Consider the following 22,219-nt stretch of genomic DNA (forward strand, 5'->3'; position numbering starts at 1 on the left):
AAGCGGGGTCGGGGTGGGGTCACAAACCAACTCGACTCGGGTTTCACCCCCTCCCGGTCGCCTCCGGCGACCGACCTCCCCCCTCAAGGGGGAGGTGGCGCGCCCCGCTCAATAGATCGGGAACTTCGCGGTCAGCGTGTGAACCTTTTCCTTCACCGCGGCTTCCGTGCCGGCGTTGCCTTCTTCGCCCTTCGAGGAGAGGCCGTCGAGCACCTCGACGATCATCTGCCCGACCTGTTTGAACTCGTTCTGGCCGAAGCCGCGCGAGGTCGCCGCCGGCGAGCCGAGACGAATGCCGGAGGTGACGAAGGGCTTTTCCGGATCGAAGGGAATGCCGTTCTTGTTGCAGGTGATGTGGGCGCGGCCCAGCGCGGCCTCAGCCGCCTTGCCGGTGATCTTCTTGGGACGCAGATCGACGAGCATCAGGTGGTTGTCGGTGCCGCCCGAGACGATCGCGAGACCGGCGTCGACAAGCGTCTGCGCGAGCATTTGCGCATTGTCCTTGACCTGCTGCTGATAGGTCTTGAACTGCGGGGTCAGCGCCTCGCCGAACGCCACGGCCTTTCCGGCGATGACATGCATCAACGGACCGCCCTGCAGGCCCGGGAAGACCGCCGAATTGATCTTCTTGGCGATGGCCTCGTCGTTCGTCAGCACCATGCCGCCGCGCGGACCGCGCAGCGTCTTATGCGTGGTGGTGGTGACGACATGCGCATGCGGCAGCGGCGACGGATGAAGTCCCGCAGCGACGAGCCCCGCGAAATGCGCCATGTCCACCATGAAATAGGCGCCGACGCTGTCGGCGATCTTGCGGAAGCCTTCGAAGTCCCAGATGCGGGAATAGCCCGAGCCGCCGGCGATGATGAGCTTCGGCTTATGCTCCTTGGCCAGCGCGGCGACCTGCTCCATGTCGATGCGCTGATCGTCCTTGCGCACCGTATAGCTCACCGGCTTGAACCAGCGGCCGGAGACATTGACCGGCGACCCATGCGTCAGATGACCGCCGGCGGCGAGATCCAGCCCCATGAAGACGTCGCCCGGCTGAAGCAGCGCGAGGAACACCGACTGATTGGCCTGCGAGCCGGAGTTGGGCTGCACATTCGCGAAGCCGCAGTCGAACAGCTTCTTGGCGCGGTCGATCGCGAGATTCTCCGCGATGTCGACAAATTGGCAGCCGCCGTAATAGCGCTTGCCGGGATAGCCCTCGGCATATTTGTTGGTGAGAACCGAGCCCTGGGCCTCCAGCACCGCCTTGGAGACAATGTTCTCCGAGGCGATCAGTTCGATCTCGTGCCTCTGGCGGCCGAGTTCGAGTTCGATCGCCTTCGCGATTTCCGGATCGGAAGCGCTGAGGGAGGCGGTGAAGAAACCGGATTGGCTCATTGGAATAGACCTCTATGCCTAACGGCGCTGAACGAAAACAAAAACCGGCTCCCGGTCTTAATCGGCGAAGCCGGTCCTTAGGACGCGCATCGTGAGACGCGTCGCTTATCACGGCGAAGCCGCGACGGGAAGAGCGGCCGTCGTCGCGGTCTAAGGCCACGCCAAGTCTCGCGCGGGCTTCGTCAGCCCAGTTTTGTTGTGGGGGCTTTGGGTGGGCCGCGCAAGCTTCGCACGCCAGCGTCTCCGTTTCCTGAAGCGCCAAAATGACGCATGTTGCGCTCGACCAAATAGCCAGAAATAACGCGTTGCCGCGTCGCCATATTTTCGCTTCAAACGAGCGTTTGAATTTCAATCAGTCGTTTAAAACGGAGGTTCGTCATGAGCGACCATCTGGAAACAAAATTTGCCGCGCTTAGCGCCAAGTCACGCAGACTGCTCATCGATGCCGCAGTCTGTTTCGTCGCGACCTGGCTCATCGCATTCCTGCCCCAGCAATGGAAGAATGGCGAAGCGCTGAAGGAAATCGCTTTCACGACCGACCCGGTGAGCGGCAAAATCATCGACCGGATCGAGTCCGCGGAGTCGGAGCGCCCATCCTTGAAGTTGAAAAACGCTCCGCCGGCTCCGGCGCTGTTCGCCGTCTATCCGCAGGTGCACATCTCGGATTGGTCGAACGAAGCCGTCGTTGAAAAGACGGAGACGATCACCGTCAGGTCGACGAAAGTCGTCGCCTTGCGCAAGTCGTCTCCGGAAAAGAGAACTCCTGTCGAGTCGACGCCGCCGGCGCCCCCGACAACCAACGCCGAGCCGCCCACCTCTCTTGGGACAATGGGCGAGAACGCGGAGCAACCGGAACGGAGTTTGTGGGCCAAGCTCGACCCGACAGGGCTCTCATCCAAACTGGCTCCGCTCGGCCGCAAGGCCTGGAATAGCGCGACGTCGCTCGGCGGCGCAGTGTCGAGCCTCGTCAACATATATCCTTTCTGAGGATGACGCTTTGAGTAATCTGGATCAGGCGCGCGTTGCGTCTCGCTCGGCAGAGACGACGCGCGCCGCGCTCATCAAAGCGGCCACGTCGGTCTTCGCGGAATATGGGTATGACGGCGGCTCGGTGCGGCTCATCACCCAAAGGGCGATGGCCAACCAGGCAGCCGTCAATTACCACTTCGGCGGCAAGGACGGACTTTATCGCGAAGTGCTGATTGCTGCGACCAAGACCCTCGAGCAGAACAGTTTTCTGTGCCCGGAAGAACTGGACGCGCGTTCTCCCGAAGAGGCGCTGCGGCTCTATCTGCGTCAATTTCTGCTACCGCTCGTCAAGCGCGATCGCGTCAGCATGTACTTGCGCATTTTCGCTTGGGAAAGCGTGCGGCCGAGCGAAGCGTTCAACGCCTTCATCGTGGCGTCGCCGCCGCGCATCTTTCAACTGGCGGAGCGCGTCGTGAAACGTTTCCTGCCCGAAGAGGCGCCCGCGGAAACCGTCACTTTCGCAACGCTGTGGCTCGCGCATCAACCGATGTTCTTCGTGCGCGACGCGGAGCGGCTGGCGCGCGCCCCATTCGCGCTGAAATTCGACGAATCGTCGCTCGAACGACTGGTCGATACGCTGGCGAGCTTCAGTCTTCGCGGACTCGGAAACCTGTAGCTCGTTTACGCGCGTCTTTTAATGAAGAAGGCGCTCAAATTCTTGAACCGACGCATTTTCTGACGCGAGGCGGCGTCCGCTTCGACGGAAAATGTCCAAACGACAGGCTCAGGCATGAATGACGAAAGAGGATGGCCGGATCGGCGCGACGTTCTGGGAATGATCGCCGCTTTGACCGCCGGAGGAACGACGCGCGAGAGCTTCGCTCAGACGCCGACCGAGGACTCGGGGCCTCCCCTGCTTGGGGCGCCGGCGTGCCTTTTGACGCCGGAAGCGGTGCAGGGCCCCTATTACGACGATCCAAAACTGGTTCGCTGCGACATTCGCGAGAATAAGACGGGCGTTCCGATCATGTTGCGCCTTCAGATCGTCGATCAGGCGTGCCGGCCGATCGCCGGCGCGCGAGTCGACGTCTGGCATTGCGACGCGGCGGGCCTCTATTCGAACTATGCCGGACAGGGCGACGACCGCGCGCAACCCATCAGCACGAAAGGCGAAACCTTCCTGCGCGGCTCTCAGCTCGCGGACAACGCCGGCGTCGCGAGCTTCAAGTCCATCTATCCCGGCTGGTATCCAGGACGCACGCCGCATATCCACTTCAAGGCGTTCCTTAACGACGCCAACGTATTGACTGGACAACTCTTCTTCCCGGACGCGCTGAGCGAATTCATCTATCGCGACATTCGTCCCTATTCGGAGCGGACGGCCAAGCGCGACACAATGAATAAGGATGATTTCATCGCGATTGGCGCCGGCCTTGGCTCCTTCGCGAGCGTCACCGAGGAAGACCAGCGCTACCTCGTCACGCTCGTCATTGCCGTCGACCCCGCCGCCCGATCGAAGGCGTCGGCGAGCAGACCCCCGGAAGGACTTGGGCCGCCGCCGTCCGGCGCGCCGCCTCTCCGCGACCCAAAGCGCGTTTCGCCGCTCGTTCCGGGAATCGACTGACGCGCCCTGTCGAAGTTCGCCGCCGTTGAGCAATCGAGGACTGAAATGCAGAGTTTATGGTATAGTAGATATTATGAGGCTGTTCTGGTCGAGGCTCAACGATATGTGGAGCTGACCCAGAATCTCTTCATCATTGCGACGACGATCGCGCTCGTCATCGCCCTCTGGGCGCTTGTCAAAGGCGCATAGGCTTTTCGCCTTTTGTGGATTTCAAGCGCCCCGTCAGGCGCCTTTCTGATAGTCCTTCACATCCGAGAATATGATCGCCGGATTGCGCTCGGCGTCATAGTTGAGCTGGAACGCCGACGAGCTCATGAACACCGGCGACCCGTCGAGATCTTCGGCGATGCTGGAGCCGTTCGAATCGATGAAGCCTTTCAGCTTCGCTGGGTCGTCAGATGCGATCCAGCGGCAGATGGCGAAGCGCGGCTGTTCATAGCGCGTCTGCAATCCATATTCCCCCTCGAGCCGCGTCGCCAGCACGTCGAGCTGAAGCGCGCCCACGACGCCGACGATCGCGCCCGAGCCGTCATGCGGCGTGAAGACCTGCACGACGCCCTCTTCCGCAAGCTGCTGCAAGGCTTCGCGCAGCTTCTTGGCCTTCATGGCGTCACCGATGAGAATGCGGCGCAGGATTTCCGGCGCGAAGCTCGGCACGCCGCGAAAGACGATCTCCTCGCCCTCGGTCAGCGTGTCGCCGATGCGCAGTTGTCCGTGATTGGGCAGGCCCACAACGTCGCCGGCGTATGCTTCGTCGGCGATCGAGCGGTCGCGCGCGAAGAAGAACTGCGGCGCATTGATCGGAATATTCTTGCCCGTGCGAATGAGTTTCGCCTTCATGCCGCGCGTGAGCCTACCCGAGCAGACGCGCATGAAGGCGATGCGATCGCGATGGTTGGGGTCCATATTCGCCTGGATCTTGAAGACGAAGCCGGTCATCTTCGGCTCCTTGGCCTCGACCAGACGCTTGTCCGCCTCCTGCGCGCGCGGGCTAGGCGCATATTCAGCCATGGCGTCGATCAGATCGCGGACGCCGAAGTTGCGCAGCGCGCTGCCGAAGAAGACGGGCGTCAAATGCCCCTCGCGGAAGGCGGAGAGATCGAAAGGCTTGTTGCCTGCTTCGGCAAGCATCGCCTCCTCCCGCCATTCATCAGCGCCCCTCGGCAAAAGCGTGTCGAAGAGCGGATCGTCGAGGCCGCTGGTTTGCAGTAGCTCGGCGTCCTCATCGATCCGGCGCACGGTTTTCGTCGCGAAGCGGTAGGTGCCGGCAAAGCCTTTTCCCGAGCCGATCGGCCAGGTGATCGGCGTCGCGTCGAGCGCGAGAGTCTTTTCGATTTCGTCGAGCAGATCGAATGGGTCGCGCGCCTCGCGGTCGAGCTTGTTGATGAAGGTGACGATTGGAATGTCGCGCAGACGGCAGACTTCGAAGAGCTTGCGCGTGCGCGCCTCGATGCCCTTGGCGGCGTCAATCACCATCACCGCGGCGTCGACGGCGGACAGCGTGCGGTAGGTGTCTTCCGAAAAGTCCTCGTGGCCTGGCGTATCGAGCAAATTGAAGACGCAACCGCCGTATTCGAAGGTCATCACCGAGGTGACGACCGAGATTCCGCGCTCGCGCTCGATGCTCATCCAGTCCGAGCGCGTCTGCTGAGCGTTGCGCTTGGCCTTGACGGCGCCGGCAAGCTGAATCGCGCCGCCGAAGAGCAGCAGCTTTTCGGTGAGCGTCGTCTTGCCGGCGTCGGGATGCGAGATGATCGCAAAGGTGCGGCGGCGGGAAACGGGATCGTTGGCTGGGGTATGCAAGTGGGCTCGATTTCCAAAGGAATTCACGCAGGCCTTACCGGCAAGGGACTGAGACTGCAATACCAGGCTCGTCCTGCCTCAGGCTTCGCAGAGCGTTCGAGGAGTTCGCGGCTCACATCCGCGGAGAGCGGACGAGCCTCGACCTGAACCATCGCCGCGGCCGCCAGCGCAGATCAAATTCCGCAACGCAGGAACCTCACGCGTCGCGCGGGGTTGCGCTCTCGGGGCGAGCTCCAGATGTCAGCTCGAGGAGCAAAGCATGATCCGCCGAGTCGCATACGGTAAGGCGGTCTTCGCCGGCATGGCGGGAGCGGTCGCCCTGGAGATCGTGGCGCGGCTACTGATCCTGGCCGGAGCGCCGGTTTTTGACATCGTCGGCACGCTCGGCGCTCTCGCGCAGCCCTACGCCAGCGGATTGGCGTCCTGGTCGGTAGGCATGGCGCTGCATCTGACGGTCGGGGCGATCTTCGCCGTGTTCTACGCCTATTTTTTCTGGTCGACCCTGCCCCTTCGGCCCGTGTTTCAGGGCGTTGTGTTTGCGCTCTTCCCGATGGTCCTGGCGATCGTCATCATAGGCCCGCAGTTCGAGCTTATGAATCCGCTCGCCGTCAGCCGCGAACCGCCCCCCTCTGGCCTCTTTGGCTTAGCTGGAGGCGTAAGCGGGCCGATCTCCATAGCGGTTGAGCATGTAATCTGGGGCGCGACGCTCGGTCTCATCTACGTGCGGCCGGTCGGCTATCCTGTCGAACGACGGCCAAACCTCGGGTCCGAGCGTCCCCGTAGAACAATCCTTCCCGCGAAACTCCCCGATCCTCCTCCTGCGGACAGGTTCATGTTCGCAACAGGCGTCGAATGCAGCTATCCGACGCTCGATCGCGGACGCTGGCGCATGGATGAGATGGCCGCCTGCAATCACTATCGCTACTGGCGCAAGGATCTCGAGCTGGTTCGGCAGCTGGGCCTTCGCTATCTCCGCTACGGCCCGCCGCTTCATCTGACCAACCCGCATAGGGGGCGCTACGATTGGGCCTTTCTGGACGAAGTCGTCGTCGAGATGCGGCGGCTGGGCGTCATTCCGATCATGGATCTATGCCACTTCGGCCTGCCGAACTGGCTCGAAAACTTCCAGAATCCGGAGACGCCGCAGGCGCTCGCCGATTACGCCCGGGCTTTCGCCCAGCGTTATGACTGGGTGCGCTTTTACACGCCGGTCAATGAAATGTACGTCTGCGCGAAACTCAGCGCGCTTTTAGGATTGTGGAACGAGCAAGCGCATGACGAACACGCCTTCGTCACCGCCGTCCGTCACCTCGCAAAGGCCAATGTGCTCATGATGCGCGCCATTGCGACTGAGCGGCCCGACGCGATCTTTGTGAACAGCGAGAGCGGCGAGTTCTTTCAGTCCTGCTGTCCGGATCCGAACCTTTGCAAAATAGCCGACTTCGAGAACCAGCGCCGCTTTCTCGCTCTCGATCTGCTTTACGCCCATCCGGTGCGCGAAGATATGCGCGACTATCTCTACGAACATGGCATGCCGCCTGAGGAATACGCCTGGTTCATGCGACAGGACGTCGGGAAGCGCGCCATTCTGGGCGTCGACTATTACGAGTGGAACGAGAAGCTCGTCGACTCCGAGGGCCACGTCCAGGCGCTCGGCGAATTATTCGGTTGGCATGTTATCGTGGAGCAATATTACCGTCGCTATCAGCGCCCGATGATGCATACCGAAACCAACTGTCTGGACGCGCGCGAAGCTCCTCGCTGGCTTTGGCGGCAGTGGCACAATGTGCAACTCATGCGCCGAAGCGGCGTCCCGATTGTCGGCTTCACCTGGTACTCTCTCATCGACCAGGTGGACTGGGACATCGCGCTTCGCGAGCCTCTTGGCAATGTCAATCCGGTTGGGCTTTTCGATCTCAACCGCGATCCTCGTCCCGTCGGGCAGGCCTATCGCTATCTCATCAGCCTTTTCTCTGCGGAGATGCGCGACACGCCTCCGATCGAAGCGGTCATAGACCACTGCCAACGCTCTGATGCGAGGCGGCGTCATGCTTAGCATGCTGCGTGCGCATGGACTGGACGCCGGCCCCACGCAGAGGCCCCTCTTGGCCGGCCTTTTTGCGAGCCTGCCAGCCGACATTCCGGCGATCGCTGTGTTGCATGCATTCGGCGCGCTCGACGCGTTGGCAAAAGCAGCCAACGTCTCGACCACCTTAGCGGCGCAGGCCTTTGTCGCCCTTATGCTGGTCGGCGGCCTGCTCTACGGCTGGCTGTTTCGCAGAGCCGCCAACGACCCGCGCGGCGGCTGGCTCTTCGGTCTCTCCTTCGGCTACCTGCTGTGGATGTTGGCGGCGACGCCGCTGCTGCAGTGGGTCCCTGAGCAACCGATCATGCGCGGTTATCCGGCGATGGGACTTTTCCTCGGGCTGTTGGCTTGGGGCCTGACGCTCGGCGTCGCGTTTCCGCTCATCCACCGGCGGTTTCTGCTGAGACTCGGCGAGGAACCAGCGCGGCGCTCAGAGTCGACAGGTCCGCAAGCGGCCGCCGACCCACATTTGAAGCGCAGTCTTTCTGGAAGGTGAGTCGATCGACATTCGCGCAGAGCGCGCAGCTTATCGAAACTAGTTGAAATCCTCCGCGAGCGCTGCGCGCGTCGTTTCCGACAATACGGCCATATGGCTGTAGTTGGGATGCGACAGGCCCAAAATCACGCGCGTGTTCGGCTCCCTGAACGCCGCAATCTGCGCCTCCGTAAAGGGAAAGTGCACGAATTGCACGCTGCTGGCTTTGCCTTCAGCCGTGGTGCGATCCTGATCCTGCTCGGCCTTGCCGACGACGCGCTCGCCGCCGACTTCGATGGAGGCCGTCTCCTCGACGCCGCCGAGTTGCGACAATACGCGCGCCCGCCGCAGCGCGTCGTCGATCTCGATCATGAACGTCGCGACGAGTTCCTTGCCTTTCGGCACCAGCGGATTGTAGGCCGCAAGCTCGTCGGCGATCTGCGCCTCGCCGCCTTTTTCGATGTGCAGCATCTCCTGCACCTGTATCCACATCGTGTCGAAATTCTCGAAGTAGAAGGTGACGTAAGGCCCGACCTCGACCCGGCGATTGCGCTTGATCGCGGTGAGGCGCTTGCGATGCTCGGCGCGGTCCTTGGCATATTCCGCCCAAGGGAGAATATCGGCGGGGGTCAGTTCGTGACGGCTCGTCATCTCTTGGTGCTCCATCAACCTGAGCCCTCATGCCGAGAGGCATCCAGGGGATGCGTCTCGAAGCACGAGGGCGAGGCACCCTACGCAAATTCCTCGTCCTTCGAGACGCAAGCTTCGCTCGCTCCTCAGGATGAGGAAAAAACCAAACGTCTACACGCCTGTAAGTCCATAAGCTCTCGCCATCAGCACGATCGGATGGCCGACGCGTTCCGGCTTCGGCGTCTCGCCGCCGAGCGTCTCGATCTCCTGTTCGATATGCAGTCCGGCAAGCGGGCATTCGGATACGACGTGCTTCTTGTCGGCGTTCTGCAACTGCCGCGCGGCGGGCTTGCCCACCTTCATCGCCGTTTCGAAATTGCCCTTCTTGTAGCCCCAGGCGCCGCCATGGCCCGAGCAGCGCTCGACCACGGCGACATCGGCTTGCGGGATCAGCGCAAGCAGCTCCGCGCCCTTCTGGCCGATATTCTGGGCGCGCGAATGACAGGAGACATGGAAGGCGACGCCGCCATCGAGCGGCGCCATGCCTTCGGCCAGCCCCTCTTTGCGCGCGATGTCGACGACATATTCGGAGAGGTCGAAGGTCGCCTCAGCCAAACGCTTGACGCTTTCGTCCTCCGGCAGAATCAGCGGCCATTCGAATTTCAGCATCAGCGCGCAGGACGGCACCGGCGCGACAATGTCGTAGCCCTCGTCGATGTAGGGCGCGAAAGCGGCGGCGACCTTGCGCGCCGCCTCCGCCACTTCATCGAGCATCCCCTGTTCGAGCTTCGGCATGCCGCAGCAGGCCGGGTGCACGACTTTGGTCTCCACGCCGTTTCTCGCGAGCACGGCCAACGCCGACATGCCGATCGACGTATCGTTGTAGTCGCCGTAGCAGGTGGCGTAGAGCACGGCCTTGCGCGCCTTGGCCGGCGCCGACTCGTCGCGCATCGGCGGATGCGACGCGGCCTGCGCTTCGAGCGTCTTGCTGGCGTATTTTGGCAGCTCGGCGTTGCGATCGACGCCCGCGACTTTCTCCTCGAGGCCGCGCATCATTGTGTTGTCGCGGCGCGTCGCCCAATTGGCCGCGCCTGAGATCAGCGTCGCCCATTTGCCGTAGCGGTCAGTGTCGGCAAGCGCGCGATCGACGGCGGGCACGCCGTTTTTCTTCGCTTCGACCGCGCGGTAGCGCAGGATCAGATGCGGAAAGTCGATGTTGAACTCATGTGGCGGCACATAGGGGCACTTCGACATGAAGCACATGTCGCAGAGGGTGCAGGCGTCGACGACCTGCTTGAAATCCGCGCTCGCGACGGTGTCGAGCTCGCCGCTTTTCGATTCGTCGATGAGATCGAACAGCCGCGGGAAGGAGTCGCACAGATTGAAACAGCGCCGGCACGTATGACAAATATCGAAAACCCGCCGCATTTCCGCGTCGAGCTTCGCATCGTCATAGAAATCGGCGCTGCGCCAATCCAGCGGATGCCGGATCGGAGCCTCGAGACTGCCTTCTCTCATTGTTGTTGTTCCAAAACACGGTCGTCATGGCCGGGCTTGTCCCGGCCATCCGCGCCGAGACGGCGCGGAGCGGTCGCCGCATTGCAGAGACGCCACAGGCGATCCCGCCGCCGGCACTCGAAGAGTCTTTCTGCTTTTTCGCAGTCCCTGCGCGTGGAGGTGGCCGGGACAAGCCCGGCCATGACGCACAGGGAACTCTTTTCGGATAAGTCGCTCTGTACTTACTTCAGTTCGTCCAGGGCGCGCTGGAAGCGGCCGGCATGCGAACGCTCTGCCTTGGCGAGCGTCTCGAACCAGTCGGCGATCTCCTCGAAGCCCTCGTCGCGCGCCGAGCGCGCCATGCCGGGATACATGTCCGTATATTCGTGCGTCTCCCCGGCGACCGCGGCCTTGAGGTTATCGGCGGTCTTGCCGATCGGCAGGCCGGTCGCAGGATCGCCGACGGTCTCCAGGAACTCTAGATGGCCATGAGCGTGGCCGGTCTCGCCTTCGGCGGTGGAGCGGAACACGGTGGCCACGTCGTTGTAGCCCTCAACGTCGGCCTTTTGAGCGAAATAGAGATAACGGCGGTTCGCCTGCGATTCGCCCGCAAAGGCGGCCTTCAAATTTTCTTCGGTCTTGCTGCCCTTGAGCATAGCCATTTTCTTGCCTCCGATTATTCGAGTCGGCGCGGCCGTCAGGCCGCGACACAGGAATTAGAATAATTCAAAACTAGCTTCTGTCCAACCAAAATCCAGCGCGGCGGCGCGGGGATTCGTCGCAGGCGCCGTGGAAGCGTTCGCGCGCGCGGCGGCTCTATTTGACGCCGACCACCATGGAATCCGGCCCCGTCAGATGCTCAACCCGGGAGCTGGAGAACCCGGCTTCCTTCATCCAGCCCTCGCAGTCGGCCCCCGTAAAGTCGAAGCCGCCATCGGTCTCGATCAGCATATTGAGGCTCATCAGCAGGCCGAAAGCGTTCTCGCGGCGATCATTATCGATCATGGCTTCATAGACGATGAGCGCGCCGCCTTCTGGGAGGGCGTCATAGGCCTTCCTCAACAGCAGCCGCTTTTGCTCAAGATCCCAGTCATGAAGGATGTGCCCCATGATGATGACGTCGGCCTTGGGCAGATCGTCCTTGAAAAAGTCGCCGGGGTAAAACCGTAGTCGCTCCGCGAGCCCATTGGCGGCGACAAATTCCTCGAATATCGGTCCGACCTGGGGAAGGTCGAAGCCGCCGCCCGAAAGATGCGGATGCGCCCGCGCGATTGTGACGGGGACCATGCCCTGCGCGGCGCCGACGTCGACGAAGGTCCGATAGTTCCGCCAGGAGAATTTGTCGGCGATCGCCTGGGCGGCGCCGGCGCTCACGCCGCTCATCGCGGAGAGGAAGCCGCGCAGACGTTGCGGATCGGCGTAGAGGGCCGCGAAAAGATCGCTGGCGTCCTGATCTTCGCTCTGTCGGCGGCCGGTTTTCAGCGCCTCCGACAGGCGCCCCCAGCTCTCATAGAGACGCGCATTGGCCATCTCCAGCAGCCCGCCGACATAGCTCGGCCGTCCGCGCACAAGAAAAAAATCCGTCTCGGGCGTATTGGCGTAGCGTCCGGCCGCATCTCGCTCCAAAACTTTCATCGCCACGAGCGCGTCGAAAAAGTCGCGCGCCGAGCGTTCATGCAGGCCGAGTTTCGCCGTCAGCGCCGCCAGATCGGCCGGGCCGTCGGCGAGAGCGTCGAAGACGCCAAGCTCCACTGCCGAAAGCAGCGCCTTGGCGTTCCAGAACGACATGCCAAGAGCGAGAAGTTTTTCAGGAGAAGGCTTGAGCATGGCGCCACAATCTCGTGAGCGGCGTCATGACACAAGAGTTGCTCAGCCTTTGTGACGTCCTTCGAACGGGTTCTCCCCCGCCTTTTTTGAAATCCTGATTGGCACGCCGGGAAGGTCGAACGTCTTGCGCAGACCGTTGATCAGGAAGCGCTCGTAACTCGTCGGCAGCTCGTCGAGCTGATTGCCGAAAAGCACGAAATGCGGCGGCCGCGATTTGGCTTGCGTCATGTAGCGTATCTTGATGCGCCGCCCGGAAACCGCCGGCGGCGGCGTCTCCTCGATTTGCGTCAGCAGCCATCGATTGAGTCGCCCCGTCCCGATGCGCTTGTTCCAAATTTCATGAACCGCGAGGATCGCTTGCATGAGCTTGTCCAGCCCCTGCCCCGTCGCGCCTGACACCGGAACCACCGGACAGCCGCGCAGCTGCGCCAGCAGGCGTTCTGCGTCTTCGCGCAGCTTGATGAGCGTCGCGCCGCGGTCCTCGACGAGGTCCCATTTGCCGAGCGCGATGACGACCGCGCGCCCTTCGCGGGCCGCGAGGTCGGCGATGGAGAGATCCTGCTTCTCGAAGGGAATCGTCGAATCGACGAGCAGCACGACGACTTCCGAAAACCGCACGGCGCGCAGCGCGTCGGCGGCCGACAGCTTTTCCAGCTTGTCGACGACACGGGCGCGCTTGCGCAGACCGGCCGTGTCGAAAAGCTTCATCTTGCGGTCGCGCCACACGAAATCGACAGAGATCGAATCGCGCGTGATTCCCGCTTCGGGTCCCGTCAGCAGGCGCTCCTCGCCGAGAATGCGGTTGATGAGCGTCGATTTTCCGGCGTTGGGCCGCCCAACGACCGCGATGCGCAGCGGCTTCGTGACATCGAGGTCGCTGCCGTCCTCATCGTCGTTCCGCAGATTTTCTTCAATGGCGACGTCGTCTTCGAAAGGTTCGGCGGTCTCCTCGGGCAGAGCCTCGCGTAGCGCGTCGTAGAGCGCGCCCATGCCTTCGCCATGCTCGGCGGAAAACGGCACAGGATCGCCAAGACCGAGCGAAAAGGCGTCGTAGACGCCGGGCCCGCCGGCTTTTCCTTCCGCCTTATTGGCGATCAGGATAACCGGCTTGCCAGCGCGACGGACCAGATCGGCGAAATATTTGTCGTCGGGCGTGACGCCGACGCGCGCGTCGATGAGAAAGAGAATTGCGTCGGCGGCGAGGATCGCGCTCTCGGTCTGAGCGCGCATCCGCCCTTCCAGGGTCGGGCCCCGGCCTTCCTCCAGCCCGGCCGTGTCGACGATGGTGAAGCGCAGATCGGCGAGCTTGGCGTCGCCCTCCCGGCGATCGCGGGTGACGCCTGGACGATCGTCGACAAGCGCCAGCTTCTTGCCGGTCAGCCGGTTGAACAGCGTCGATTTGCCGACGTTCGGCCGGCCGATGATCGCGAGCGAAAAGGACATGACTCGTTTCTCGCTGCGCTGCCGCGCCCCTACGCCAACTATTTCGAGGGCTTCACCTCGAACGGCGCCTCGCCGGACGATGCAGCGCCTTCCTGTTCCGGCTCGATCACCGGCGTCACGGAGACATTGCCGCCGCTCGCCGCTCCCCCGGCTCCCGCCGTCGGCGCCGCCGCCGGCTTTGGTCCGCGTTTCGCGTGCAGCAATCCTTGATAGGCCGCGGCCCGCTGACGCATGGATTGCGGAGCGTCGCGATCGCTGAGCAGAACGTTGAAATCCCTTTCGGCCTCTTCGAAATCGTCATTGGCCAGCGCGTCGAGACCATTCAATTCTTGCGCCGAGAAGCGGAATGCGCCGTTCGACGTCATCATGGGTCCGAGCGCGCGTTCCATTTTCTGGCGGTCTCCGCTCTCGAGGATGATCAGCGCGGCGCGCAGCAGAGCGACTTCCTGATTCAGTTTGTCGACATTCTTGTCGTCGGCGATCGCCTCCAATTCCTGGAGCGCGCGCGCCCTATCTTCACGCAGTTCCGCAGCCCGGATGCGCGCGAGCGTCGCATAGCCTTTGGGAGCGTCCTTGGCGACAGCGTCGAAAGCGGCCGCCGCGTCCTGCGCCTTGCCCTCGTTGGCCAGCGCGACCGCGGCTTCAAAGCGGGCGTTCGCGGCTTCCGCCATTTTCTGACGGTTGGTCTGGTAATAGCTCCACGCGCCGGTCGCGGCGACGATCAGCACGGCGAAGATCAGGATCGGCGTGTGATAGCGCCGCCAAAGCTCCGCCGCCTTGTCGCGCCGGACGTCTTCATCGACCTCGTGGAAAATATCGGACATGTGCGCCAGACCCTTGACTCCGCCCGAGAAAACCGGACTGACCGCAGCCGTTAGCACAGGCGGCGGCCAAATGCGAGCGAAGCGGCTATTTGGTAGTGTCTCAGTTTGAAATTCAGCACGCGGTAGGTCGCTATTAGCCATCCCGACTAGCCTACTGCTACCATCGCGCGATTCGGTTTGAGCGGGAATTTCGTATGTGGCGCGGGTTTCAGGCGTTTCTTGCGTGCTTGAATGTGGCTGTAATTTTGACGGGCGCCTTCCTCTTTTACAAGGGAGGATGGACGTTAACTCCCGGGAATCCGGCCATAGAATATAAGGATTTCATCTCGATAGTGCTTACTGCGCTATCGCTCTTGGTGACAATCCTGGGCGCGTTTATCGCCATCCTGGCTGTGTTCGGATTTAACGAGATCAGAAAGGAAGCGCGCCGAATAGCTAAGATCGCGGCTGTACAAGCAGCGGAAAAAGAAGGTAAAATCTCTGGTGAGAAGGCTGCTATTCAGGCAGCTCTTGCCTATTTCAAACAAGCAGTCCCGGAACAGGTTGATCGTGACGATTACGGGAAGGCGGCAGGAAAGGACCAAGGCGGTGAGTGACCAACTGCCAATCGAGACGGTCGGTCAGTATATGGAGCAGGCTCCCGTCGATATTGAAGGGCTCGCGACAGCCCTTGGTCTCGCCATTAATCGAGAGCTATGGCCTGATAATAAGTCTGGAAAAATTGAGTGTGAGGCGAATGGGGGGCCTTGCACGATTACGGTTAACGCGATGCACCCTGAATCACGCCAGCGATTTACCATCGCGCACGAGATCGCGCACTTCATCCTGCACCGTGATGCGATTGGTGACGGGATAGTCGATGATGGGATGTATCGCAGCGGTCGGTCTGAAAAAATAGAACGGCAAGCTAACCAGTATGCCGCTGAGATTTTGATGCCTTGGAAGATAGTGATTCAGAAATATCGCGCCGGCCATCAAACGCCAACCGCGCTGGCGCGGGAGTTCAAAGTTTCGCCCGCCGTTGCAGAAATTCGGATGAAAGAGTTGCGCTCCTATTTGTGATCTTTCTTTTTGTACGGCCCGCGCGGGCCGTGCTTAGGAGCATCCGCGTCCATCGCCTGAACGATTTGCTCCCACGTCATAACCGTATCTGACAGGCCAGCGGCCATGGCGGGCGTCACGCGCAGCGTCTTGTGAATGCGGAGCCAATTATACCAGACGGCATAGATCGCGACCATGTGCGCATGGTTTTCGAATTTCTTTGAAAAGGCATTCGTGAGGCGCGTGAAGCGGCGATTGTGCATCCGCATGGTGAGGTTTGCGCGCTCGACATATGAGGTCGAGACATGCGCCATGTCGGGCTTGCCTTCGATCTTCGTCTTCTTGATGCCAGTGCAATCCGCCGGCGAGTAGCGGCCCTTGGCGCTCTCAGGCGTCGCGCCGTAGAGCTTCACGAGCATGGCGTAATCGATGTCCGCGCCGAACGCGCCTTCGACGGCTTCTAGATACGCCTTGTGGCCGTCGCTGGTCAGTTGAATGCGGTTTGTAATCCGCGACGCCATGTCTTCGATGAACCACTTGGCGCACTCGCCATCGCGGCCGCCGACGAAGTGCGAGATAAGCAGCTTCGTGCCCGCTTCGATCGCCGTCCACGTCCATGTATCGCCAGCGCCATCAACCGGCGCTTTCATGCTCGCGACGTTCTTTTCTTTCGCCGCCGTGAATGACCAAATCTCGTCAACCTGAACTTTGCTCGCTTTCACGCCGCGCACCTTGGCGTCATGGAAGCCGGCGCAGAACCGGCCAGCGTCCACCAAAAGCTTCGAAACCGTGTTGATGCTCGTATCGGTCAGGCGTGAAACGGAACGCATCGACGCGCCTTCGCAGAGCATGGCGAGGATTTGGGCGCGGGTCTTGGTGTCGAGCTTGTTCATAGCCCGAGTATCTGAACTTTTGTGCTTAGCGTCAAGCATTATGTGTAATTACAGAATTTTTTCTTGTCCCCCCATTGGTAAGCGAGTCACACTCATCGCAAAAATCAACCATTGCAGAATGGCGCTATTGACTTATATGTCAATTCGAGATGAGATCAAGCACCAACATGGCACGGAGCTATTCCTCCTTCGCCCTGTCGTCGAAGGTTCGCAGTTCGCGAGAACAATTTTCGTGAGCCGCAACGTTATGAACGCACTACAGCCAACAAGCTGGGATAATGGCGAGCGATACCGGATGGCTAAGCTTCGAGCGGACCTAGATAGGTTTGTTACAGGCGAGCGCATAGCAGTCATGCTGAACCCAAAGGATAAGCCGAGCAGCTACCTAAAGCGGTTAAAGCCGGTAACGTCAGAAGTATGGGAAATTCGGAGTTGCGATCCCAAACCGCAGATCAGAGTTCTTGGGCGATTTAGTGAACAAGATGTATTCGTTGCCCTAACTTGGGAATTTCGCGAACAACTGTGGGGGAGTGAATGGGACGCAGCTTGTGACCGTTGTTTGTCGGAATGGCAGAGAATTCTGCCTGGGAATGCAGCGTATCGAGGGAGGGTGGTAAGCGATTATGTCTCAAATCGATACATTTCTTTCTAGGCCTTCCGGTCGAGACGCAATTGACGTTGCGGCTCTTAGTTACTTTCGTCAGCGTAACCGTGGGCGAATTTATAGTATAGTTTTGGACGAGTTCGAACTAAGCGGACTTAGTCAAGCAGATTTAGCAGCTCGACTTGGGAAGCGCCCAGAAGTAATTTGCAGATGGCTTGGGTCTCCTGGCAATTGGGGCATAGACACCGTAAGCGATCTCCTGTTCGCTATATCTGGTGCTGAGCCAGAATACTCCATAAGGCATCCTCTTGATGAGCCGTCGCGGAACTATTGCGAGCCCGATTGGCTATCGGACGCAGATGATGTGACTCGTCGCCAGCTGATAGACTCCGCGGCACCTTCAATTTTCGCTCTGATGCCGCCTGCCGCCAGCGATACGGTCACCATTGACTAAATTCAAGGAATCCAAGATGTCGCCTAACGCACCGCCAGCCGAAGGCTCTAAACCTGCCGCATCGCCTCAGGCTCCCGGCTTGCGAACCACCACATTCACAAAAAGCATAAATTTCGTAGATATTTACGCGAATAGCGCTAGAACAATTGTTTCTCAATTCGACATTGCCATTATGTTTTCACGGACGGGAGAACTCGGCCCTGGGGCTCCCCTAATGGAAGAACAGGCATCCGTCAGGATGTCTCCTGAACATTTTAAATATTTTGTCGACTATCTAACAAAGACGTTAGACGCGTGGGAGGAAGTATTTGGGCCTATCAACGCTCCGCTCAACGCACCCGACAAGGTTAAAATATTAACTGGCTTCCGTGCGCTTAAAGATAAGCTTACGAAAGCTACTTAGACCACCTCTTCGCCGCAGCCTTCTTAGCGATCTCAGCGCGTCGCTCTGGCGTCATGCCCTCGGCGCGCTTCTTCCCGCCCTTGCGGCCTAGCTCTTGGGCAGCTTGGTTCTTAGCTGGCGCGTTTCCGTAATCCTCCGGCTCTTCGCCTGTTGCGATGCGCATAACCTTCACGGCGCGCGCAATGGCGTCGGCGGGGCGTTTCTCGCCTTTAGGTCCGGTTGGCATTAGTCGTCTCGTCCAGCTTGGCGGGCTACCTCAGCATCATTCGCGGATTCGATGGCGTCTGCCATGTGCTCAACAAGGTCACCTGCGGCTTCTTCAAGTTCCTTGCGCGGAATCCCACGCGCCTCGGCGGCAGTAGCGCATAGACCGGCAAACCTCATTGCTTCAGCGTTCGTTCCTTCTTCCTCATAGCCCTCGGCAAAAATGTTGTTCGCAACCCAGTTTTCGATGAAATCAGTAGCTCTTTGAGACATGTTGTTCTCCTGCTTTTCGCTAAGCATAGCACGGGAGATTGGCCGGGTGCGAGGCGGCGTCAACCTCGCCAAATTTCAAACTGAGACACTACCGGCTATTTCCACCAGGGGAATCGGGTGAAGGGCTTCCTCATCCTGAGGAGCGTGCGCAGCACGCGTCTCGAAGGACGAGGAAGCCCGCTTTCACGTGTCTTTTCCTCACCCTCGTCCTTCGAGACGCCGCCTTCGATCTCGGGCCTGCCCGAGATCGACATTAAATCCGCAAGTCGGGTAAACCCGACTTGCGGGCGGCTCCTCAGGATGAGGGTGAGGAAAACTATCCTTCACCCGATTCCCCTGGCTATTCCGCTTGCTTCTTGGCGGCGCTCGCCCGCCACACGACGCCGCCGACGTCATCAGCCACCAGCAGTCCGCCGCGCTTATCGACGATGACGCCGACCGGCCTGCCCCGCGCTTCGCCGCGCTCGTTCAGAAAGTCGGTCAGCACCTCTTTCGGGGCGCCGACCGGCGCGCCATTCTCGAACTTTACGAAAATGACGCGGTAGCCCACGCGGGGACTGCGATTCCACGATCCGTGCTGGCCGATGATGGCGCCGTTCTGGAACGGCCCGAGGTTCGCGTCGCCGACGAAGGTGAATCCGAGCGAAGCGGTATGCGAGCCGAGCGCGTAATCCGGCCGGATCGCCTGTTTGACGAGTTCCGGATCTTGCGGCTGCACGCGCTCGTCGACATGCTGTCCGTAGTAGCTGTAGGGCCAGCCGTAAAAGGCTCCCTCCTGGACCTTCGTCATGTAGTCGGGCACGAGATTGTCGCCAATCTCGTCGCGTTCGTTCACCGCGACCCAGAGGTCGCCCGTCGCGGGATTCCAATCCATCCCGACGGGATTGCGCAGTCCCGAAGCGAACACCCGCATGTCCCCGGTCGCCGGATCGATCTCCAGGATGTCGGCGCGATTATGCTCTTCCTCCATGCCATTCTCGGCGGCATTGGAGTTGGACCCGACGCCGACGTAGAGACGCGAACCCACAGGATCGGCGACAAGGCTCTTCGTCCAGTGATGATTGCGTCCAGCCGGCAGATCCGCGACCTTTTCGGGGGCGGCCTCGATGCGCGTATCGCCTTCCTTATATGGAAAGCGCACAAGCGAATCGGCGTTGGCGACGTAAAGCTGATCGCCCACCAGCGCCATGCCGAAGGGCGAATTGAGGTTTTCCAGAAAGACTTCCTTCGTTTCAGCCACGCCATCGCCGTCTGCGTCACGTAGCAGCGTGATGCGGTTGGCGCTCGGCTTACTCGACCCGGCCTGGCGCATATAGAGGCCCATGAAGAAACCGCGAACGCCGTCGCCGCCTTCGTTTTCGGATTTCGCCGGCGCATCGGTTTCCGCGACAAGAATGTCGCCGTTTGGCAATTCGTACAGCCAGCGCGGATGATCGAGCCCCGTCGCAAAAGCTTCAACGCCCAGCCCCTCGGCGGGCGTGGGTTTTTCAGCGCTTGGCCAGCCCACGGCGCGCGCGATATTCACATAAGGAAAGGCGCCGGTCGGATGCGGCGCCGGCAGCGTCGGATTGGGTCCGTAGCCGGCGCTCTCCGGCATTTCGGGGCCGCGATCGCAGGCGGCAAGCGCGATTGCGGTCAGCGCGAATAGAAATCTCCCGAAAAAATTCGCCGCCATGGCGACCCCTTTCCCAAACGACCCGGTAGATGCGATCGGCGCAGCTTCTGACGATCGACACCCGGCGACGAAGACAAATATGTTGTCGATGACGCCGCTAAAAATGGCGCAGCAGGGGCAAGTCTCAAGCCCTCGCCAGTCGACGCGCCAAGCTGGAGCACAAATGAGTCAAAAGACGGGACGCATCTATGTCGGCGTCGGCGGCTGGGATTACGCCCCTTGGCGCGCATCCTTTTATCCCGCCGGCCTGCCGCATAAGCGGGAACTCGAATATGCGAGCCATAACCTCACCTCGATCGAAATCAACGCCACCTACTATCGCACGCAGAGCGCCGCGAGCTTCGCCAAATGGCGCGACGAAACGCCCGAGGGTTTCATCTTCAGCGTCAAGGCGCCGCGCTTTGCAGTGATGCGAAAGACGTCAAAGGAGGCGGGCGAGTCGATCGAGCGCTTTTTCGCAAGCGGCGTGATGGAGCTCGGGGACAAACTCGGACCCATCTTGTGGCAGTTTCTCCCGACGAAGAAATTCGACGCGGCGTTCTTCGACGGCTTTCTTTCGCTGCTGCCGAGGAACATCGACGGACGGTCGCTGATGCACGCGATCGAGCCGCGCCATGAGAGCTTCAAGACCGCCGAGTTCGTCGCGCTGGCGCGCCGACATGGCGTCGCCATCGTCGTCGCCGGCGATGCAAAATATCCGCTCATCGCCGACGTGACGGCGCCCTTCGTCTATGCGCGCATCATGGGAACGCGTGAGGCGGAATCGCAGGGCTATGATGCCGCCGCCCTCGATGAATGGGCGAAGCGCGCGCGGCGTTGGGCGAGCGGCGCTGCGCCGAGCGAGTTCAACTATATTGCGGAAACACAACGGAAGGCGTCGACGCCGCGAGACGTGTTTCTCTATGTCATCAGCGGCGCTAAGGAACGCAATCCGGCCGCCGCCCTGGCGCTGATCGAGCGACTCTCCCGCTAAGGCAGGGTGGAAGCGCTCTAAAGGTCGATATCCGCCCATATCGCCGCATGATCCGACGCTGCATCCTCCTTGCGGGTGACTTCCGGATAGGCCTCCCAGCGTTTGGCCCGCGCGCCGGGCCACATGCCTTTGCGAAACACACCGCCGCTCGCGACCCTGTCGAACAGCGCGGGCGACAGCAAAATGAAGTCGATCTTGTTGTCCGCGGCGCAACTGCCGTAGGTGCCTGGGAAACCGCCGTCGTCAAATTTCGGATGCAAAAAAATGTCCTTCAGATCCGTCCCTTCGATAAGAGGACTCAAAGGTTCACTGTCCGGCGTGTCGTTGAAGTCGCCCATCACGACGATGTTCTTGATCCCCATGGCAATGCGTTCGTCGTAGATTTCACCGACGCGTTTCGCCTGCGCGCGACGTTTGGCGTTGGATGATTGCTGCGAGCCGAAACCCTTGCTCTTGAAGTGATTGAGCATCACCAGGAGGCGCGCGCCGGACGGCGCCGTCACCTCGAACTCGGCGCAGTCACGCGAAAAGATCGGATTCCGCTCGGTCAACCTGTCGTCGACATGGCTGCGCAGCACGCCAATCGGAAACCCCTGCCGGGTCAACAGGCCGACGTCGATGCCGCGCGTATCGTTGCCGTCGATCACCATCGCATGGCGGAATGCCTCGCCGCCGAGCGCAGCGACGACGTCCGCGTTGAAATCCCGCAGCACCGGCCGGCTCTCGACTTCGACGACGCCGAGAACGTCCGCCTCGACATCTCTCATTACCCGCGCCGTATTCCGCATCGCCTGTTCGTCGACGGGCTCGTCGCGCAACTCCAGCGAGCCGACCCAATCGGCGCGCCCGCTCGCGACTATCTGAACGCCGCCCGACTTGGGGCGTTTGATCAGTGCGCCCCTATTACGCCGCAGAATGACAAAATCGCCGACGTCGGATTTTTCCAAATCAAGTTCAATGACAAGCTTCGCCATGCGCGTCTTGTCGGCGGCGCTGTACGAAGGCTGCGCCAGCAACGTATTCAGTTCCGCGAAACGTTCGAGAATAGGTTTGCCTTGCGAAAAGCTCTTGAGATTCATTGCGCGTGCGCGATCGAAAAGATTCTCGACGTTGTATGAGGCGAGTCTCATGAAATCCC

22 protein-coding genes are annotated in these 22,219 nt (G+C 60.9%); 10 read left to right on the forward strand and 12 right to left on the reverse strand.

Annotated elements, in window-relative coordinates; all coding sequences use genetic code 11:
- Window positions 1-108: 108 nt before the first annotated feature.
- Window positions 109-1,383, reverse strand: coding sequence for a serine hydroxymethyltransferase (glyA, locus tag IYW40_RS07705; protein WP_196400111.1), 1,275 nt, complete (start codon window positions 1,381-1,383; stop codon window positions 109-111).
- A 378-nt stretch (window positions 1,384-1,761) separates the two neighbouring features.
- Here glyA and IYW40_RS07710 point away from each other — a divergent pair, with 378 nt between their 5' ends.
- The 4 genes from IYW40_RS07710 to IYW40_RS07725 all read left to right on the forward strand — a co-directional run bounded on the left by IYW40_RS07710 (window position 1,762) and on the right by IYW40_RS07725 (window position 4,165).
- A complete protein-coding gene (locus IYW40_RS07710) occupies window positions 1,762-2,370 on the forward strand; it encodes a hypothetical protein (RefSeq protein WP_196400112.1) in 609 nt (202 codons plus the stop codon).
- Between the two features lie 10 nt (window positions 2,371-2,380).
- On the forward strand, window positions 2,381-3,028 hold the full coding sequence (locus IYW40_RS07715) for a TetR/AcrR family transcriptional regulator (RefSeq protein ID WP_196400113.1): 648 nt from the start codon (window positions 2,381-2,383) through the stop codon (window positions 3,026-3,028).
- A gap of 114 nt (window positions 3,029-3,142) precedes the next feature.
- Window positions 3,143-3,976, forward strand: a complete 834-nt coding sequence (locus tag IYW40_RS07720) for an intradiol ring-cleavage dioxygenase (protein ID WP_196400114.1) — start codon at window positions 3,143-3,145, stop codon at window positions 3,974-3,976.
- Window positions 3,977-4,021: 45 nt separating this feature from the next.
- Entirely contained in the window at window positions 4,022-4,165 is a 144-nt protein-coding gene (locus IYW40_RS07725) for a hypothetical protein (RefSeq protein ID WP_175095183.1), read from the forward strand.
- Window positions 4,166-4,198: 33 nt separating this feature from the next.
- Here IYW40_RS07725 and IYW40_RS07730 read toward each other — a convergent pair whose 3' ends face one another.
- Window positions 4,199-5,779 (reverse strand): peptide chain release factor 3, encoded by a 1,581-nt coding sequence (locus IYW40_RS07730; protein ID WP_196400115.1) that lies wholly within the window; start codon window positions 5,777-5,779, stop codon window positions 4,199-4,201.
- Window positions 5,780-6,038: 259 nt separating this feature from the next.
- Here IYW40_RS07730 and IYW40_RS07735 point away from each other — a divergent pair, with 259 nt between their 5' ends.
- Window positions 6,039-7,835 (forward strand): family 1 glycosylhydrolase, encoded by a 1,797-nt coding sequence (locus IYW40_RS07735; protein ID WP_246720707.1) that lies wholly within the window; start codon window positions 6,039-6,041, stop codon window positions 7,833-7,835.
- Entirely contained in the window at window positions 7,828-8,361 is a 534-nt protein-coding gene (locus tag IYW40_RS07740) for a hypothetical protein (protein ID WP_246720708.1), read from the forward strand. Before IYW40_RS07735 ends, IYW40_RS07740 begins: the two co-directional genes overlap by 8 nt.
- Before the next feature lie 39 nt (window positions 8,362-8,400).
- Here the strand turns inward: IYW40_RS07740 and IYW40_RS07745 are convergent, their stop codons facing one another.
- The 6 genes from IYW40_RS07745 to IYW40_RS07770 all read right to left on the reverse strand — a co-directional run bounded on the left by IYW40_RS07745 (window position 8,401) and on the right by IYW40_RS07770 (window position 14,561).
- Entirely contained in the window at window positions 8,401-8,991 is a 591-nt protein-coding gene (locus IYW40_RS07745) for a DUF3501 family protein (protein ID WP_196400116.1), read from the reverse strand.
- 150 nt (window positions 8,992-9,141) lie between these two features.
- The gene (locus IYW40_RS07750; protein ID WP_196400117.1) at window positions 9,142-10,488 is read right to left on the reverse strand and encodes a heterodisulfide reductase-related iron-sulfur binding cluster; all 1,347 of its coding nucleotides are present in this window, start codon (window positions 10,486-10,488) and stop codon (window positions 9,142-9,144) included.
- Window positions 10,489-10,709: 221 nt separating this feature from the next.
- Window positions 10,710-11,129, reverse strand: a complete 420-nt coding sequence (locus IYW40_RS07755; RefSeq protein WP_026223003.1) for a rubrerythrin family protein — start codon at window positions 11,127-11,129, stop codon at window positions 10,710-10,712.
- A gap of 154 nt (window positions 11,130-11,283) precedes the next feature.
- Entirely contained in the window at window positions 11,284-12,294 is a 1,011-nt protein-coding gene (locus IYW40_RS07760; protein ID WP_196400118.1) for a methyltransferase, read from the reverse strand.
- A gap of 42 nt (window positions 12,295-12,336) precedes the next feature.
- The gene (gene der / locus IYW40_RS07765) at window positions 12,337-13,737 is read right to left on the reverse strand and encodes a ribosome biogenesis GTPase Der (protein ID WP_196400119.1); all 1,401 of its coding nucleotides are present in this window, start codon (window positions 13,735-13,737) and stop codon (window positions 12,337-12,339) included.
- A 38-nt stretch (window positions 13,738-13,775) separates the two neighbouring features.
- Window positions 13,776-14,561 carry a tetratricopeptide repeat protein gene (locus IYW40_RS07770; RefSeq protein ID WP_196400120.1) on the reverse strand — a complete coding sequence of 262 codons (786 nt, stop codon included), beginning with the start codon at window positions 14,559-14,561 and terminating at the stop codon, window positions 13,776-13,778.
- A gap of 194 nt (window positions 14,562-14,755) precedes the next feature.
- On the opposite strand from IYW40_RS07770, the gene IYW40_RS07775 reads away from it, so the two are divergent.
- Window positions 14,756-15,157, forward strand: a complete 402-nt coding sequence (locus IYW40_RS07775) for a hypothetical protein (RefSeq protein ID WP_196400121.1) — start codon at window positions 14,756-14,758, stop codon at window positions 15,155-15,157.
- Window positions 15,150-15,623 carry an ImmA/IrrE family metallo-endopeptidase gene (locus IYW40_RS21750; RefSeq protein ID WP_210327227.1) on the forward strand — a complete coding sequence of 158 codons (474 nt, stop codon included), beginning with the start codon at window positions 15,150-15,152 and terminating at the stop codon, window positions 15,621-15,623. The genes IYW40_RS07775 and IYW40_RS21750 overlap by 8 nt, the downstream gene beginning before the upstream one ends.
- Here IYW40_RS21750 and IYW40_RS07785 read toward each other — a convergent pair.
- A complete protein-coding gene (locus tag IYW40_RS07785; protein WP_196400122.1) occupies window positions 15,614-16,495 on the reverse strand; it encodes an IS1 family transposase in 882 nt (293 codons plus the stop codon). The two genes, IYW40_RS21750 and IYW40_RS07785, sit on opposite strands and share 10 nt — an antisense overlap.
- A gap of 1,074 nt (window positions 16,496-17,569) precedes the next feature.
- On the opposite strand from IYW40_RS07785, the gene IYW40_RS07790 reads away from it, so the two are divergent.
- A complete protein-coding gene (locus IYW40_RS07790; RefSeq protein WP_196400123.1) occupies window positions 17,570-17,956 on the forward strand; it encodes a DUF3467 domain-containing protein in 387 nt (128 codons plus the stop codon).
- Window positions 17,957-18,181: 225 nt separating this feature from the next.
- Here IYW40_RS07790 and IYW40_RS07795 read toward each other — a convergent pair whose 3' ends face one another.
- Window positions 18,182-18,433 carry a DUF768 domain-containing protein gene (locus IYW40_RS07795; RefSeq protein ID WP_196400124.1) on the reverse strand — a complete coding sequence of 84 codons (252 nt, stop codon included), beginning with the start codon at window positions 18,431-18,433 and terminating at the stop codon, window positions 18,182-18,184.
- Window positions 18,434-18,773: 340 nt separating this feature from the next.
- Window positions 18,774-20,108, reverse strand: coding sequence for a sorbosone dehydrogenase family protein (locus IYW40_RS07800; protein ID WP_196400125.1), 1,335 nt, complete (start codon window positions 20,106-20,108; stop codon window positions 18,774-18,776).
- Window positions 20,109-20,271: 163 nt separating this feature from the next.
- Between IYW40_RS07800 and IYW40_RS07805 the strand changes: the two genes are divergently transcribed.
- Window positions 20,272-21,081, forward strand: a complete 810-nt coding sequence (locus IYW40_RS07805; protein ID WP_196400126.1) for a DUF72 domain-containing protein — start codon at window positions 20,272-20,274, stop codon at window positions 21,079-21,081.
- 17 nt (window positions 21,082-21,098) lie between these two features.
- Here IYW40_RS07805 and IYW40_RS07810 read toward each other — a convergent pair whose 3' ends face one another.
- Entirely contained in the window at window positions 21,099-22,211 is a 1,113-nt protein-coding gene (locus tag IYW40_RS07810) for an endonuclease/exonuclease/phosphatase family protein (RefSeq protein ID WP_196400127.1), read from the reverse strand.
- Window positions 22,212-22,219 lie beyond the last annotated feature (8 nt).

This window comes from Methylocystis sp. H4A (assembly GCF_015709545.1).
Lineage (GTDB): Bacteria > Pseudomonadota > Alphaproteobacteria > Rhizobiales > Beijerinckiaceae > Methylocystis > Methylocystis silviterrae.

Excerpts from the sequence above, each read along its gene's own strand:
- glyA (WP_196400111.1), bottom strand. The coding sequence starts at position 1,383 with ATGAGCCAATCCGGTTTCTTCACCGCCTCCCTCAGCGCTTCCGATCCG.
- IYW40_RS07710 (WP_196400112.1), top strand. The coding sequence starts at position 1,762 with ATGAGCGACCATCTGGAAACAAAATTTGCCGCGCTTAGCGCCAAGTCA.
- IYW40_RS07720 (WP_196400114.1), top strand. The coding sequence starts at position 3,143 with ATGAATGACGAAAGAGGATGGCCGGATCGGCGCGACGTTCTGGGAATG.
- IYW40_RS07725 (WP_175095183.1), top strand. The coding sequence starts at position 4,022 with ATGCAGAGTTTATGGTATAGTAGATATTATGAGGCTGTTCTGGTCGAG.
- IYW40_RS07735 (WP_246720707.1), top strand. The coding sequence starts at position 6,039 with ATGATCCGCCGAGTCGCATACGGTAAGGCGGTCTTCGCCGGCATGGCG.
- IYW40_RS07740 (WP_246720708.1), top strand. The coding sequence starts at position 7,828 with ATGCTTAGCATGCTGCGTGCGCATGGACTGGACGCCGGCCCCACGCAG.
- IYW40_RS07745 (WP_196400116.1), bottom strand. The coding sequence starts at position 8,991 with ATGACGAGCCGTCACGAACTGACCCCCGCCGATATTCTCCCTTGGGCG.
- IYW40_RS07750 (WP_196400117.1), bottom strand. The coding sequence starts at position 10,488 with ATGAGAGAAGGCAGTCTCGAGGCTCCGATCCGGCATCCGCTGGATTGG.
- IYW40_RS07755 (WP_026223003.1), bottom strand. The coding sequence starts at position 11,129 with ATGGCTATGCTCAAGGGCAGCAAGACCGAAGAAAATTTGAAGGCCGCC.
- IYW40_RS07760 (WP_196400118.1), bottom strand. The coding sequence starts at position 12,294 with ATGCTCAAGCCTTCTCCTGAAAAACTTCTCGCTCTTGGCATGTCGTTC.
- der (WP_196400119.1), bottom strand. The coding sequence starts at position 13,737 with ATGTCCTTTTCGCTCGCGATCATCGGCCGGCCGAACGTCGGCAAATCG.
- IYW40_RS07770 (WP_196400120.1), bottom strand. The coding sequence starts at position 14,561 with ATGTCCGATATTTTCCACGAGGTCGATGAAGACGTCCGGCGCGACAAG.
- IYW40_RS07775 (WP_196400121.1), top strand. The coding sequence starts at position 14,756 with ATGTGGCGCGGGTTTCAGGCGTTTCTTGCGTGCTTGAATGTGGCTGTA.
- IYW40_RS07785 (WP_196400122.1), bottom strand. The coding sequence starts at position 16,495 with ATGAACAAGCTCGACACCAAGACCCGCGCCCAAATCCTCGCCATGCTC.
- IYW40_RS07790 (WP_196400123.1), top strand. The coding sequence starts at position 17,570 with ATGTCGCCTAACGCACCGCCAGCCGAAGGCTCTAAACCTGCCGCATCG.
- IYW40_RS07795 (WP_196400124.1), bottom strand. The coding sequence starts at position 18,433 with ATGTCTCAAAGAGCTACTGATTTCATCGAAAACTGGGTTGCGAACAAC.
- IYW40_RS07800 (WP_196400125.1), bottom strand. The coding sequence starts at position 20,108 with ATGGCGGCGAATTTTTTCGGGAGATTTCTATTCGCGCTGACCGCAATC.
- IYW40_RS07805 (WP_196400126.1), top strand. The coding sequence starts at position 20,272 with ATGAGTCAAAAGACGGGACGCATCTATGTCGGCGTCGGCGGCTGGGAT.
- IYW40_RS07810 (WP_196400127.1), bottom strand. The coding sequence starts at position 22,211 with ATGAGACTCGCCTCATACAACGTCGAGAATCTTTTCGATCGCGCACGC.